At 69.2% G+C, this 14,816-nt stretch carries 11 protein-coding genes; 4 read left to right on the top strand and 7 right to left on the bottom strand.

The window, feature by feature from the left end; all coding sequences use genetic code 11:
• Positions 1-14: 14 nt before the first annotated feature.
• The 7 genes from ACNJ93_RS20890 to ACNJ93_RS20860 form a co-directional block, all read right to left on the bottom strand.
• Positions 15-1,163, bottom strand: coding sequence for an ABC transporter ATP-binding protein (locus ACNJ93_RS20890; RefSeq protein ID WP_418958940.1), 1,149 nt, complete (start codon positions 1,161-1,163; stop codon positions 15-17).
• Positions 1,156-2,214, bottom strand: a complete 1,059-nt coding sequence (locus tag ACNJ93_RS20885) for an ABC transporter ATP-binding protein (protein WP_418958939.1) — start codon at positions 2,212-2,214, stop codon at positions 1,156-1,158. Before ACNJ93_RS20885 ends, ACNJ93_RS20890 begins: the two co-directional genes overlap by 8 nt.
• Before the next feature lie 11 nt (positions 2,215-2,225).
• Positions 2,226-3,188 (bottom strand): ABC transporter permease, encoded by a 963-nt coding sequence (locus ACNJ93_RS20880; protein ID WP_418958938.1) that lies wholly within the window; start codon positions 3,186-3,188, stop codon positions 2,226-2,228.
• Positions 3,181-4,110, bottom strand: coding sequence for an ABC transporter permease (locus tag ACNJ93_RS20875; protein WP_418958937.1), 930 nt, complete (start codon positions 4,108-4,110; stop codon positions 3,181-3,183). Before ACNJ93_RS20875 ends, ACNJ93_RS20880 begins: the two co-directional genes overlap by 8 nt.
• Positions 4,111-4,242: 132 nt before the next feature.
• Positions 4,243-5,862, bottom strand: coding sequence for a peptide ABC transporter substrate-binding protein (locus ACNJ93_RS20870; RefSeq protein ID WP_418958936.1), 1,620 nt, complete (start codon positions 5,860-5,862; stop codon positions 4,243-4,245).
• Positions 5,863-6,291: 429 nt separating this feature from the next.
• A complete protein-coding gene (gene typA, locus ACNJ93_RS20865; protein ID WP_418958935.1) occupies positions 6,292-8,193 on the bottom strand; it encodes a translational GTPase TypA in 1,902 nt (633 codons plus the stop codon).
• Between the two features lie 231 nt (positions 8,194-8,424).
• The gene (locus ACNJ93_RS20860) at positions 8,425-10,710 is read right to left on the bottom strand and encodes an ABC transporter family substrate-binding protein (RefSeq protein WP_418958934.1); all 2,286 of its coding nucleotides are present in this window, start codon (positions 10,708-10,710) and stop codon (positions 8,425-8,427) included.
• Positions 10,711-10,961: 251 nt separating this feature from the next.
• Here ACNJ93_RS20860 and ACNJ93_RS20855 point away from each other — a divergent pair, with 251 nt between their 5' ends.
• The 4 genes from ACNJ93_RS20855 to ACNJ93_RS20840 all read left to right on the top strand — a co-directional run bounded on the left by ACNJ93_RS20855 (position 10,962) and on the right by ACNJ93_RS20840 (position 14,786).
• A complete protein-coding gene (locus ACNJ93_RS20855) occupies positions 10,962-11,189 on the top strand; it encodes a hypothetical protein (RefSeq protein ID WP_418958933.1) in 228 nt (75 codons plus the stop codon).
• Positions 11,190-11,291: 102 nt separating this feature from the next.
• Entirely contained in the window at positions 11,292-12,119 is an 828-nt protein-coding gene (locus ACNJ93_RS20850; RefSeq protein WP_418958932.1) for a hypothetical protein, read from the top strand.
• 1 nt (position 12,120) lies between these two features.
• Positions 12,121-14,010, top strand: coding sequence for a fumarate reductase/succinate dehydrogenase flavoprotein subunit (locus ACNJ93_RS20845; protein WP_418958931.1), 1,890 nt, complete (start codon positions 12,121-12,123; stop codon positions 14,008-14,010).
• Positions 14,007-14,786, top strand: coding sequence for a succinate dehydrogenase/fumarate reductase iron-sulfur subunit (locus ACNJ93_RS20840; protein ID WP_418958930.1), 780 nt, complete (start codon positions 14,007-14,009; stop codon positions 14,784-14,786). Before ACNJ93_RS20845 ends, ACNJ93_RS20840 begins: the two co-directional genes overlap by 4 nt.
• The last annotated feature ends 30 nt before the right edge of the window (positions 14,787-14,816 follow it).

Raw genomic sequence — 14,816 nt, 5'->3', positions numbered from 1 at the left:
CGTCGTACCGCGGGTCAGCCCGCGTGCACGACGTCCTTCTCCTCGGCGAAGTGGCACGCGGACTCGTGCGCGGCCGGGGTGTCCTGGCCCTGGTAGCGCTCCGGGACCGCCAGCAGCGGGACCTCGGTGGAGCACTTGTCCTGCGCCTTCCAGCAGCGGGTGCGGAAGCGGCAGCCCGACGGCGGGTTGGCCGGCGAGGGGACGTCGCCGGTGAGGATGATCCGCTCGCGGTGCTCGCGGGCCTCCGGGTCCGGGACGGGGACCGCCGACAGCAGCGCCTGGGTGTAGGGGTGCGTCGGGTGGTCGTAGATCTGCGCGTCCGTGCCGATCTCGGCCATCTTGCCGAGGTACATCACGCCGACCCGGTCCGAGATGTGCCGGACGATCGACAGGTCGTGCGCGATGAAGACGTAGGACAGGTTGAACTCGTCCTGCAGCTTCTCCATCAGGTTGATCACCTGCGCCTGGACCGACACGTCCAGCGCCGACACCGGCTCGTCGCAGATGATGATCTCGGGGTTGAGCGCGAGACCGCGGGCGATGCCGATGCGCTGGCGCTGACCGCCGGAGAACTGGTGCGGGTAGCGGTTGATGTACTCCGGGTTCAGACCGACGACGTCCAGGAGCTCCTGCACGCGGCGCCGGCGGTCGCCCTTCGGGGCCACCTCGGGGTGGATGTCGAAGGTCTCCCCGATGATGTCGCCGACCGTCATGCGCGGGTTCAGCGAGGTGTACGGGTCCTGGAACACCATCTGGATGTTGCGGCGCACGGCCTTCAGCGCGCGGCCGGACAGCTTGGTGATGTCCTGGCCCTTGTAGAAGACCTCACCGGCGGTGGCCTTCTCCAGGCTCATCAGGAGCTTGGCGACGGTGGACTTGCCACAGCCGGACTCGCCCACGATGCCCAGGGTCTCGCCCTGGTACAGGTCGAAGGAGACCCCGTCGACGGCCTTGACCGCGCCGACCTGCTTCTTGAAGAGGATGCCCTGGGTCAGCGGGAAGTGCTTGACCAGGTTGCGCACCTGGAGGATCGGCTCGCCCCGCTCGACGGGCGCCTCGATGGCGGCCACGGCCTCCGCCTCGTCGTGCGCGTCGACCGTGTGCACCTCGGTGACGTTCGGAGTCTCGTCCGTGGCGTCGTCCTTCTTGCTGAGCTCAGCCATGGATCGTCTCCTTCCAGAAGTGGCACGCGCTTCCGCGGCCGGGCAACTCGGTGCCGTCCTGCTCGGTCACCGGGTGCAGGGCCGGGATCTCCGTACGGCAGATGTCGTCCGCCTTCGGGCAGCGCGGGTTGAACGCGCAGCCGGTGGGGATGCGCGTCAGGTTGGGCGGCAGGCCCTTGATCGCGTAGAGCTCCTGGCCCTTCTGGTCCAGGCGCGGGATCGAGTCGAGCAGACCCCGGGTGTACGGGTGCGCGGGGCGCTTGTACAGCTCGTGCACGGGCGCCGTCTCGACGATGCGGCCGGCGTACATGACCGCGATCTTGTCCGCGACGTCGGCGACCACGCCGAGGTCGTGGGTGATCAGGATCAGACCCATGTTGTATTCCTGCTGGAGCTCCGCGAGGAGGTCCATGACCTGGGCCTGCACGGTCACGTCGAGCGCGGTGGTCGGCTCGTCCGCGATGATCAGGTCCGGCTCCAGGGCCAGCGCCATGGCGATCATGATGCGCTGGCGCATACCGCCGGAGAACTGGTGCGGGTAGTCCGAGACCCGGGCCGCGGCGGCCGGGATCTTGACCTTGTCCATCAGCTCGATGGCCTTGGCCTTGGCCTCCTTCTTGGAGAGGCCCTGGTGCACCCGGAACATCTCGCCGAGCTGGTAGCCGACGGAGAGCACCGGGTTGAGGGAGGACAGCGCGTCCTGGAAGATCATCGCGATCTTCCGGCCGCGGATGCGGCGGCGCTCCTCGGCGGACATCTTGAGCATGTCCTCGCCGCGGAAGAAGATCTCGCCCTGCGGGATGCGGCCGGGGGGCATGTCGAGGATGCCCATGATGGCCTGCGCGGTGACGGACTTGCCGGAGCCGGACTCGCCGAGCACGGCGAGCGTCTCGCCGGCCTTGACCGAGTAGTTCACTCCGTTGACGGCCTTGGCCACGCCGTCGCGGGTGTGGAACTCCACGTGCAGATCGCGGACTTCAAGGAGCAGGTCGTCGCCGTCGGAGGCGTCACGCGGCGCGGGTACGTCCGCGGTCCTGTCGATGATGGTCATGTACGCCTCCCTCAGCGCAGCTTGGGGTCGAGGGCGTTGCGCACCGCATCGCCGAACATGAGGAACGAGAGCACCGTGATCGACACCATGATCGACGGGATGATCAGGACGTACGGAGCGTTCCGGATCTGCTGGAAGCCGTCGGAGACGTCGATGCCCCACGAGACCGTCGGCTCGGCCAGACCGATGCCGAGGAAGGACAGCGTCGCCTCGGCGCCGATGTAACCGCCGAGGGCGATCGTCGCGACGACGATGACCGGCGCGAGGGCGTTGGGCAGGATGTGCTTGAGCATGATCCGCGAGGTGGAGGCGCCGAGCGCACGGGCCGCCACCACGTAGTCGGCCTGCTTGACGGTGATCACCGCGCCGCGGGCGACACGGGCGATCTGCGTCCAGCCGAGGAAGGCCAGGGCCAGGATGACGACCCAGACCTCGCGCTTCTCGAAGCTGGTCAGGATGACCATCGCGCCGAGCAGGAACGGGATGCCGAAGAAGATGTCGGTGATCCGGGACAGCAGGCTGTCGATGAGGCCGCCGTAGTAGCCGGCCAGCATGCCGAGGAAGCCGCCGATGATGGTGACCAGGATGGTGACCGTGATGCCGACGGTGATCGACGCCCGGGCGCCGTGGATGACGCGGGCGTAGATGGAGCGGCCCTGGATGTCGTAGCCGAACCAGTCGGGGGCGAAGAAGTGGCCCCAGTTGGGCTTCTGCAGGTAGTGGTTCACCAGGTCGCCGTCACGCGGCGAGGCGCTGGTGAACAGACCCGGAGCGGCGGCCATGACGACCAGCAGCAGGATCAGCACCGACGAGATGATGAACAGCGGGTTGCGCCGCAGGTCGTGCCAGGCGTCGGACCAGAGGCTGCGCGCCTTCGCGGGCGACGGACCCGCCTCGGTCACCGTGACGCCGTCGACGACCTCCGCGGTCGCGACCACGGTGCCCTCCGCGGTCTCTGCGATCTTCTCAGGCATAACGGATCCTCGGGTCCAGAACCGCGTAAAGCAGGTCGACGAGCAGGCTGGCGATGAGGTAGACGAGCACGATCAGCGTGACGACGCCGACGACCGTCGCGCCCTCACGGTGCCGCAGCGCATCGAAGATGAGGCTGCCGACGCCCTTGATGTTGAAGATGCCCTCGGTGACGACGGCGCCGGCCATGAGCGTGCCGAGGTCGGTGCCGAGGAAGGTGACGACCGGGATCATCGAGTTGCGCAGCAGGTGCACGCTGACGATCCGGCGGCGCGGCAGGCCCTTGGCGACCGCGGTGCGGATGTAGTCGGCGCGCAGGTTCTCGGCGATGGAGGTGCGCGTCAGACGGGCCACGTAGGCCAGCGACAGCGCGGCCAGCACCGAGGCGGGCAGCAGGAGTTCGCTGAGGTTCTCGTCGAGCGACACGTTGGGCTCGACGAGGCCGAGCTCGAACGCGAAGAAGTACTGGGACATGCGGCCCAGGACGAACGAGGGGACCGAGATCAGCAGCAGCGTGAGAATCAGCAGTCCGCGGTCGCGCAGCGTGTCGGGCTTCAGGCCCGCGATCACGCCGAGGCTGATGCCGGCGACCACCGTGAAGGTGAACGCGAACAGAGTCAGCTGAATGGTGACCGGGTACGCGTTCGCGATGACTTCGGAGATGGGCAGACCGCTGGCGATCTGGGTGCCGAAGTCACCCTGGAGCAGATTGCCCAGATAGATCGCGTACTGCACCAGCAGCGGCTTGTCGAGTCCGAGGTCGCTTCTCAGAGCTGCGATCTGCGCCGGGTCCACGTTCTGTTCGCCGGCGAGCGCGCGCACGGGGTCGCCGGGCAGCACGTACATCATCGAGAAGATCAGCAGGGTTGACCCGATGAAGACCGGGATCATCTGGAGCAGTCGTCGTGCGACGTAGCGCCCCATGGGTGCCTCCGTGAGGGGTGAACGACGGTCAGGGGGCCGCCCGTGCCGGACGGCCCCCTGACCTCCGCCGCCGTCGGAGCTCCGACGGCGGCGGGATGACGGCCGAGTGGGGGGTTGAGGCCCGCAGGCTGGTTACTTGACGGTGACGCCGGTCAGCTCGAGGTCACCGTGGAAGTCGACCTGGACGTTGTCGACGCCCTTACCGTGGCCGCCGTTGATGCGGTAGTACCAGAGCGGGATGGCCGGCATCTTCTCGAGAAGCTTCTTCTCGACCGTCTGGTAGGCCTTGACCGACTCGTCGAGGGAGTTGGCCTTGTCGCCCGCCGCCATCAGCGCGTCGATCTCCGGGTCGTTGAAGCGACCGTTGTTGCTCTCCGCCTTGGAGTGGTAGAGCTCCTTCAGGAAGTTGACGTTGACCGGGTAGTCGGCAACCCAACCACCGCGGTACATCGACTTGACCTGGTTGTTGTCGCGCGCCTCGAGGTCCGTCGGGAAGTCGGGCTTCGCGTCCGGGATGCAGTCCACACCGGTGGCCTTGCGGATCGACTCGCAGACCGCGGTCACCCACTCCTTGTGGCCACCGTCGGTGTTGTACTGGATGTACAGCTTGTTCTCCGGGACGCCGCCGCCCTCGGTGACGAGCTGCTTGGCCTTGGCCGGGTTGTACGTGAAGACGTCCGTGCCCAGGTCCTGGTTGCCCTTGACCGACGGCGGGGTGAAGCTCTTCGCCGGGGTACGGGTGTTGTTCAGGACGGTCTTGGTGATCGTGTCACGGTCGATCGCCATGGACAGACCCTGCAGGACCTTCGGGTTGATGTCCTTGAAGGTCTTGCTGTAGAAGGCCGGGACCAGCGACTGGATGGCCGCGTACGACTGCTCGATGGCGCCGTTGCCCAGGTCCTGCTTGTACTTCGGCAGGTCCGTCGGGCCGACCTGACGGATGATGTCCAGGTTGCCGGACAGGACGTCCTGGTACGCCGCCTCGACGGTGGCGTAGTTCTTGAACTGGATGCCCTTGTTCTTGGCCTTGTTCGGACCCTTGTAGTCCTCGTAGGCCGCGACCTGGATGAGCTTCTTGTGGGTCCAGGACTCGAACTTGTACGGGCCGTTGCCGATCGGCTTCTGGCCGAACGCCTTCGGGTTGTCGTAGAAGACCTTCGGGAGCGGCGCGAACGTCGCGTAGCCGAGCTTGTAGTTGAAGTACGGCACCTTGTCCTTCAGCGTGATCGTGAAGGTGGTGTCGTCGACGACCTTGAGGCCCGACATCGCGGTGGCCTTCGGCTCGCCCTTCTCCGGGTGGACCTCGTCGTAGCCGGCGATGTCCGAGAACCAGAAGGCGTTCTGCTGGTTGTTCTTGACGTTGGCGTACCAGTTCCAGGCGTCCACGTAGGACTTCGCGGTGACGGCCTCGCCGTTGTGGAACTTCCAGCCGGACTTCAGCTTGACGGTCCACACCTTGGAGTCGGTCGTCGAGACGGACTCGGCGTTGGTGTAGACGATCTCGCCCTTGGCGTCGAAGTCCAGCAGCTGGGTGAAGACCGACTGGATGACGTAGGAGCCGAGGCTCTCGTTGGTGTCGGCCGGGATCAGCGGCTTCTGCGGCTCGCCGACGTCGATCGAGACGTAGCCCTCGGGCTTGCCCGAGGTGTTCTTCTTGCCCTTGTCCTCGCCATTGCCACCGCCACAGGCCGTGGCCGCCAGGGCGACGACGATCGCACCCGCTACCCACTTGGCGCTCTTGGCACCGCGCATGGGTTCCTCCTCATGAGTCCACTTGTCACTACAAGAGGGGCACCCCGAGTTCGCCGACACCCCTGACGGCGAGGACTCATGTACCCCGAGTGTGCTCGTGAGTCGGCACTCCCCACAGTGCGTGACCCATTGACCCGAGCTCAATGGAGCCAACTATTAAGTACGTCAGGGCCGTAAACCACACTTAAGTGGTCTCGGTTTGACAACATCAGGACCGGCCATGAGACCGAAATCCGGACAAAGCGAGCACAGACAGACACCCCCGAAACGGACCGTTAACACACGTTCCGGAGAGCGACGATCGATTACCGGACACCCGGCCTCGCCAAATGATTTGACGAAGGGCCCGGTTCCCCGCAATGTCTGGCGGGAAACCGGGCCCTTCGCTGATGCACCGTCAAGAGGCGGTGACCTACGTCACATCAGAGGTCAGCCGTTCTTGGCGCGGGAGGCGGCGCGGGCACGCTCGCGCTGGTCGAGGTTCACCTTGCGGATGCGCACGGCCTCCGGGGTGACCTCCACGCACTCGTCGTCGCGGCAGAACTCCAGCGACTGCTCCAGGGAGAGCTTGCGCGGCGGGACGATGGCCTCGAAGGAGTCGGCCGACGAGGAACGCATGTTCGTCAGCTTCTTCTCCTTGGTGATGTTCACGTCCATGTCGTCGGAGCGCGAGTTCTCACCGACGATCATGCCCTCGTAGACCTCGGTGCCCGGCTCCACGAAGAGGACGCCGCGCTCCTGCAGGTTGGTCATCGCGAAGGCGGTGACCGCGCCGGCGCGGTCGGCGACCAGGGAGCCGTTGTTCCGGGTCTGCAGCGGGCCGAACCACGGCTCGTGGCCCTCGTGGATCGAGTGGGCGATGCCGGTGCCGCGGGTCTGGGTCAGGAACTCCGTACGGAAGCCGATGAGGCCACGGGACGGAACGACGAACTCCATGCGGACCCAGCCGGAGCCGTGGTTCGACATGTTGTCCATGCGGCCCTTGCGAACGCCCATGAGCTGGGTGACGGCGCCCATGTGCTCCTCGGGCACGTCGATCGTCATGCGCTCGACCGGCTCGTGGACCTTGCCGTCGACCTCCTTGGTGACGACCTGCGGCTTGCCGATGGTCAGCTCGAAGCCCTCGCGGCGCATCTGCTCGACCAGGATGGCGAGCGCGAGCTCACCACGGCCCTGGACCTCCCAGGCGTCCGGGCGCTCGGTCTCCAGGACGCGGAGCGAGACGTTGCCGATCAGCTCGCGGTCCAGGCGGTCCTTCACCTGGCGGGCCGTGACCTTGCGGTCCTTGACCGCGGCCTTGGCGTCGGCGCCCTTGCCGGTGCCGCCCCGGCCGACCAGCGGCGAGGTGTTCGTACCGATCACCATGGAGATGGCCGGCTCGTCGACCGTGATCAGCGGCAGCGCGATCGGGTTCTCCGGGTCGGCCAGCGTCTCGCCGATCATGATGTCGGGGATGCCGGCGACGGCGCAGATGTCACCGGGGCCCGCCACCTCGGCCGGCTTGCGGGTGAGCGCCTCGGTCATCATCAGCTCGGTGATGCGGACGTTCTGGATCGAGCCGTCCCGCTTGATCCACGCGACCGTCTGGCCCTTGCGCAGTTCGCCCTGCTCGACGCGGAGCAGCGCGATGCGGCCGAGGAAGTTGTCGGCGTCGAGGTTGGTGACGTGGGCCTGGAGCGGCGCGTCCTCCTCGTACGTCGGGGCCGGGACGTGCTCCAGGATCGTGGAGAAGAAGGGCTCCAGGTTGGTGGAGTCCGCCGGGACGGTTCCGTCCTCCGGCTTGGTCAGCGAGGCGATGCCGTCACGACCGCAGGCGTAGACGATCGGGAACTCGATCTGGTCCTCGTCGGCGTCCAGGTCCAGGAACAGGTCGTAGGTCTCGTTGACGACCTCGTCGATCCGGGAGTCCGGGCGGTCCGTCTTGTTGATGCAGAGGATGACCGGCATCCGGGCCTGCAGTGCCTTGCGCAGCACGAAGCGGGTCTGCGGCAGCGGGCCCTCGGAGGCGTCGACCAGGAGGACGACGGCGTCGACCATCGACAGACCGCGCTCGACCTCGCCGCCGAAGTCGGCGTGGCCGGGGGTGTCGATGATGTTGATCGTGATCGGGGCCCCGCCGTCCTTGGGGTGATACTTCACCGCCGTGTTCTTGGCGAGGATCGTGATGCCCTTCTCACGCTCCAGGTCGTTCGAGTCCATCATCCGGTCGTCGAGCTGCTGGTGGGCGGCGAAGGCGCCGGCCTGCTTGAGCATGGCGTCGACGATGGTCGTCTTGCCGTGGTCGACGTGGGCGACGATGGCGACATTGCGGATGTCGTGGCGCGTGGGCATGAGTGGCTTGCGCTTCTCTCAGGATCGTGGGTCAGGCGTCGCAGAGCGTCTCGGTCCTCGTACGCCCGCCGGGCGGGGACGCGCCACGGCTCCTCCCATGGTACGGGAGGAGCCTGGGGGAGCCATTCGAAGGTGGGGGTGGGTGGCCCGGGTCAGGGCGAGTGTGATGTTGCCCGCCGGGGGGACCGGCGGGCAAGGGAATTGAGCCGATTCTGAGCTTGCGCGGGGCCGTCAGTTCCGCCGGGCGCCCGCGCCCTTCGCGGAGTCGGCCTTCTTCCAGCCGATGTCCTGGTAGCGCGGGGCGGCGAAACCGAAGGCCCCGGCGTTCACCAGGTCGTGGCGGGCGGCCACCAGCTGGGGGCGCTGGTAGAGCGGAATCGATCCGGCAGCCGCCCAGATGCGGGCGTCGGCCTGCTGGACCAGCTCGCGGGCCTGCTCCTCGTCCAGCTCCGCCACCGCCTGGTCGAACAGCTGGTCGATACGGTCGGTGCCGACCCGGGCGTAGTTCTGCTCCACCAGCAGCGAGCCGTCGGAGGCGGGCTGCGGCTTGGCGAAGATCGGCCGGGCGTCCGTGGCCGGGAAGGCCGAGGCCGGCCAGGAGTACAGGGCGAGGTCGTACTCGCCCGCGGCCACGTGGTCCTTGAAGAAACTCTCGTCCGGGACCTTGGTGATCTCGGTGCGGATGCCGATCCGGTCCAGCATCTCGGCGATCCGGTCGCCGACCTGGCGCAGCGGCTCCGAGCCCGGGCCGGACGGGAGCACGAAGCGCAGCGAGAGCGCCTTGCCGTCCTTGCCGAGCGGTCCGGCGGCCTTGCCGCCCCGCGCGGCCGGGGCCGCGGTCCCGCGCGGGGCGTACGCGCCGGCCACGGCGTCCTGGTCGCGCCGGGCGGCGTCCCCGGCGGGGACGCGGCCTCCGGGCAGGACGGTGCCGGGCGGGATCTCGCCGGGCTTGTCGTCGCCGACGATGTAGAGGCCCTCGTCGGAGGCGGAGTCGCCGCTGTTCTTCCCGGACGTCTTCTTCTCCGCCGCCTTCTCGTCGGCGGCCTTCTTGTCGGCGGCCTTCTTGTCGGCGGCCTTCTTCTCCGCCGACTCCGCGCCCGCCTTCGTCCCGGCCGGCTCGGTGTTCGCGCCGCCCGGCACCCAGCCGGCGTCCGCGAGCAGCGCGCGGGCCTCCTGGGCGTCCTGCTTGCCGAGGGCGTCGCTGCTGTCGGCGTACGCGGCCTGTCCGGCCAGTGCGAGGTGGCTGCCGGGCGGCTCGGCGGGCAGGCCGAGCGGGGCCAGCACGGTGCGGGCCAGCTCGTGGCGGTCGAGCGCGCGGGCGACGGCCCGGCGGACCCGCTCGTCGGCCAGCGGCCCGGACTCGCCGTTCAGCGAGAGCTGCGTGTACGCGGGCTCCAGGGACTTGCGGACGCGGTACTTCTTCAGGGCGCTCTGCTCGGCCGCGTACGCGGCGACGGCCTCCTGGTTCCTGCGCCGCGCCGCCTGGACCTCCTCGGCCCGCTCCTCGTCGGAGCCGTGGGCCAGCGCCCAGGACTTCAGGGCCGCCGAAGGGGTGATCTGCGCGCCGGGGCCGTGGGTGAGCGGCCGGCCGTGCGCCCCCTCGTCCCGTACGGCCAGCGCGATGCGGTCGGCCGTGCGCCGGTCGATGTCCGCCAGGTCGACGGTGCCCTTGGTCAGCGCGGCGGCCCGTTCGGCGCGGGGCACGGCGGTCAGGACCAGGGAGTCCAGCTTGGCGGGGCGGCCCCACCAGCGCGGATCGCGGTCGAGGGTGACCGTGCCGGACTTCTTGTCGACGGCCTTGAGCCGGAAGGGTCCGGCGGTCGCCTTGAGCGCGGTGCGCGCGCCCTCGTTGAAGGCGGCCGGGGTGCCCATCACCTCCTTCGGGTAGAGGGGGGTGAACAGGGACTGCCAGTCGGCGTAGGGCTTGGCGAAGGTGACCCGCACCTCCAGGTCGTTCTTGCCCTTCTCGATCTTCTCGATGCGCTCGTAGCCCGCGTTGCGGGCGGTCCAGTACGCGGTGTCCCGGCCGCTCAGCGCCCGCCACTGGGCCACGAAGTCCGCGGCGCCGATCTCGCGGCCGTCGCTCCACACGGCCTGCTGGTTGAGCTTGTAGAGCACGACCTGCCGGGGCTCGCGCTCCACGATCTGCGCGGACTCGAGGTAGTCCGGGTTGAGCACCGGCCGGCCGCGGCCGTCGAGCGTGTACAGCGAGGGCAGCACGGCCCCGGCGACGCGCGAGGTCGCCGCGTCGGCGTCGGCCTGGAAGGCGTTGAGCGTGGTGGGCAGGGCGTCCACGGCCCAGCGGACCGTGCCGCCGTCGGCGACCTTGTCGCGGACGGCCGGCGCCACGTCCTGGGCGGCGAGCGGGGCGCCGCCGTCGCGCGAGTCCGAGCTGCAGCCGGTGAGCAGGGAGACGGCGAGCACCCCGCCGGAGACCAGCGCGACCGAGCGGAGGGTGCGGAAGCGGGGGCTCAGGGAGCCGGTCCTCCCACGAAGAGCGGCGCCGACCTGGGACATGGCTTGTACCTCTTCGTCCTGTTTGGTGGAATTTGGAGATGATCACACCTAATGCCCATACACTGAAGAGGACGGAGAGCGCCCGACGACGGCGACACGGCGGAGCGCCCGGGAAGCCCACCCGTGCGGCTCAACCACCGCCGCCCCGGATGAGTGGAATCCCGGCACACGACTTCCGATCAAGAATGTGACGCGCGACACTTCAGGCGCGTCTGTGCCACCCCGCCGACCGCGGAAGCGAGGGCTATGCCATGTCCCTGCAGGACGAGCTGAACGCCGTACGACGCAGCCTCGACGAGCTCAACCGCAAGGTGGAGGAGCTGGAGAAGCGGTCCGGGACAACGGTCCCGACGCGCGGCTCCCGGACCCCGGCGGACACGTCCGGTCTGGTGACCATCCCGGACACGCCGTACGACGACAAGCTGTGGACGGACTCCGACGACGAGGGCCTCGGCGCCCGGGACCGCCGCGCGCCCTGACGTCCTGACCCGCGGGCCCGGCCTTTCGGCTCCGGCCCCGGGCCCCGCCCCCAGGTACGTCCCGGCACTCCTCCGAGCACGGCGGACCCCTAGGAGACCTCCTTGGCCACCGGCACCGAACCACCGCACGTCACGCCGGGCCGCGGTGTCCACGACGCCTCACGCGCCGCCATCGCCGCCCGGCACCTCCGTACCGACCGCTGGTGGCTCGCGCCCGCCGCCACCGCCGCCGGACTGCTCGCCTTCGTCGTCTACTCGACCTGGCGGGCCTTCGCGAACGCCGACTACTACGCCGCCCCCTACGTCTCGCCGTTCTACTCGCCCTGTCTGGCGGAGAACTGCGTGCCGATGAAGGACGGGCCCAACTGGGAGATCTTCGGCAGCTGGTGGGGCCTGTCGCCCGCGCTGCTGATCCTGGTCTTCCCGCTCGGCTTCCGTCTGACCTGCTACTACTACCGCAAGGCGTACTACCGGGGCTTCTGGGCCTCTCCCCCGGCCTGCGCGGTCGCCGAGCCGCACCGCGCGTACTCCGGCGAGACCCGCTTCCCGCTGATCCTGCAGAACGTGCACCGGTACTTCTTCTACGCCGCGCTGCCGGTCGCCGGGATCCTCACGTACGACACCGTGCTCGCCTTCCGCGACGAGACCTACGCCTGGGGCCACGCCGGGCTCGGCACCGTCGTCTTCCTCGTCAACATCGTGCTGATCTGGGCGTACACGCTGTCCTGCCACTCCTGCCGGCACATCGTCGGCGGCCGGCTCAAGCACTTCTCGAAGCACCCCGTGCGGTACCGGCTGTGGACCTGGGTGGGGGAGCTCAACGCCCGTCACATGCAGCTCGCCTGGGCCTCGCTGCTCAGCGTCGCGCTCGCCGACCTGTACGTGTACCTGCTCGCCACCGGCGCCTTCGACGACCCGAGGATCTTCTGACATGGCACAGGCCGACCGACAGCAGTGGGACGTCGTCGTGGTGGGAGCGGGGGGCGCCGGGCTGCGCGCCGCCATCGAGGCGCGCGAGCGGGGCGCCCGTACGGCGGTGATCTGCAAGTCCCTGTTCGGCAAGGCGCACACGGTGATGGCGGAGGGCGGCATCGCCGCCGCCATGGCCAACGCGAACGCCCACGACACCTGGCAGATCCACTTCCGCGACACGATGCGCGGCGGGAAGTTCCTCAACCAGTGGCGGATGGCCGAGCTGCACGCGCAGGAGGCCCCGCAGCGGGTCTGGGAGCTGGAGACCTGGGGCGCGCTGTTCGACCGGACGGCGGACGGGCGGATCTCGCAGCGGAACTTCGGCGGGCACGAGTACCCGCGGCTCGCGCACGTCGGGGACCGCACCGGTCTGGAGCTGATCCGGACGCTGCAGCAGAAGATCGTGGTGCTCCAGCAGAAGGACGCCGCGGAGACCGGGGACTTCGAGTCCGGGCTGAAGATCTTCCAGGAGTGCACGGTCACGCGGGTCCTGCAGGACGAGTCGGGGCGGGTGACCGGGGTCTTCTGCTACGAGCGCGAGACGGGCCGCTTCTTCGTCCTGGAGGCGCCGGCGGTGGTGCTGGCCACGGGCGGGATCGGCAAGTCCTTCAAGGTGACCTCGAACTCCTGGGAGTACACAGGAGACGGGCACGCGCTGGCGCTGCTGGCCGGGGCGCCGCTGCTGAACATGGAGTTCGTTCAGTTCCATCCGACGGGCATGGTCTGGCCGCCGTCGGTGAAGGGCATCCTCGTCACCGAGTCGGTGCGCGGCGACGGCGGGGTACTGCGGAACTCCGAGGGCCGGCGGTTCATGTTCGACTACGTCCCCGACGTCTTCAAGGACAAGTACGCGGAGACGGAGGAGGAGGGCGACCGCTGGTACGAGGACCCGGACCACAACCGGCGGCCGCCGGAACTGCTGCCGCGCGACGAGGTGGCTCGGGCGATCAACGCCGAGGTGAAGGCCGGCCGGGGCTCGCCGCACGGCGGGGTGTTCCTCGACGTGTCGACGCGGATGCCGGCGGACGTGATCCGGCGGCGGCTGCCGTCCATGTACCACCAGTTCAAGGAGCTGGCGGACGTGGACATCACGGCGGAGGCGATGGAGGTCGGGCCGACCTGCCACTACGTGATGGGCGGCGTCGCCGTGGACTCGGAGTCGTGCGCCGCGGTCGGGGTGCCCGGGCTGTACGCCGCGGGCGAGGTCGCCGGCGGGATGCACGGCTCGAACCGGCTGGGCGGCAACTCGCTGTCGGACCTGCTGGTCTTCGGGCGGCGGGCGGGCCTGCACGCGGCGGAGCACGCGGCCGGCACGGCGGTACGGGCCGGGGCGTCGCAGGCCGCGGTGGACGCGGCGGCCGCCGAGGCGCTGGCGCCGTTCGGGGCGGAGGCCACCGGCGAGGGGCCGGTGGAGAACCCGTACGCGCTCCACCAGGAGCTGCAGCAGACCATGAACGACCTCGTCGGGATCATCCGGCGGGAGGCCGAGATGGCCGAGGCGCTGGAACGGCTCGCGGGGCTGCGGGAGCGGGCCCGGCGGGTCGGGGTCGAGGGGCACCGGCAGTTCAACCCCGGCTGGCACCTGGCCCTGGACCTGCGGAACATGCTGCTGGTCAGCGAGTGCGTGGCCCGGGCGGCCCTGGAGCGCACGGAGAGCCGGGGCGGGCACACCCGGGAGGACTACCCGGCGATGGACCGGGCCTGGCGCGCGGTGAACCTGCTGTGCCGGCTGGACGGCGACGGGGTGGCGCTCGAACGGGTCGTCACGGAGCCCGTCCGCGCGGATCTGCTCGCGCTCTTCGAGAAGGACGAACTGGCGAAGTACCTGGCGGAGGAGGAGCTGTCGTGAGCACCTACGACGCGCACTTCAGGATCTGGCGGGGCGACGCCGACGGCGGGGAGCTGCGGGACTTCCGGGTGGCGGTGCACGACGGCGAGGTGGTCCTCGACATCGTGCACCGGCTGCAGGCCACGCAGACGCCGGACCTCGCGGTGCGATGGAACTGCAAGGCGGGCAAGTGCGGTTCGTGCTCGGCGGAGATCAACGGGCGGCCGCGGCTGATGTGCATGACGCGGATGTCGGTCTTCGACCGGGACGAGACGGTCACCCTCACCCCGCTGCGGGCCTTCCCCGTGGTGCGGGACCTGGTGACGGACGTGTCCTTCAACTACGAGAAGGCGCGCGAGATCCCGTCCTTCGTGCCCCCGGCGGGCCTGGAGCCGGGCGAGTACCGGATGGCGCAGGAGGACGTGGAGCGCTCGCAGGAGTTCCGCAAGTGCATCGAGTGCTTCCTGTGCCAGGACACCTGCCATGTGGTCCGCGACCACGAGGAGAACAAGCCCGCCTTCGCCGGCCCCCGCTTCCTGATGCGCATCGCGGAACTGGACATGCACCCCCTGGACGCGGCCGAGGAAACCGGCCTCGACCGCAAGCGCACGGCACAGGACGACCACGGCCTCGGCTACTGCAACATCACCAAGTGCTGCACGGAGGTCTGCCCGGAAGGCATCCACATCACCGACAACGCCCTCATCCCCCTGAAGGAACGCGCCGTCGACCGCAAGTACGACCCCCTGGTCTGGCTCGGCAACAAGATCACCCGCCGCAAGAACCAGACACCCTGACCCGTTCGGGTGACACGCCCGCCGCCCGGT

The organism is Streptomyces tritici (assembly GCF_048500665.1).
Classification (GTDB): Bacteria; Actinomycetota; Actinomycetes; order Streptomycetales; family Streptomycetaceae; genus Streptomyces; species Streptomyces tritici.
This window is presented reverse-complemented; position numbering and strand designations above follow the sequence as displayed.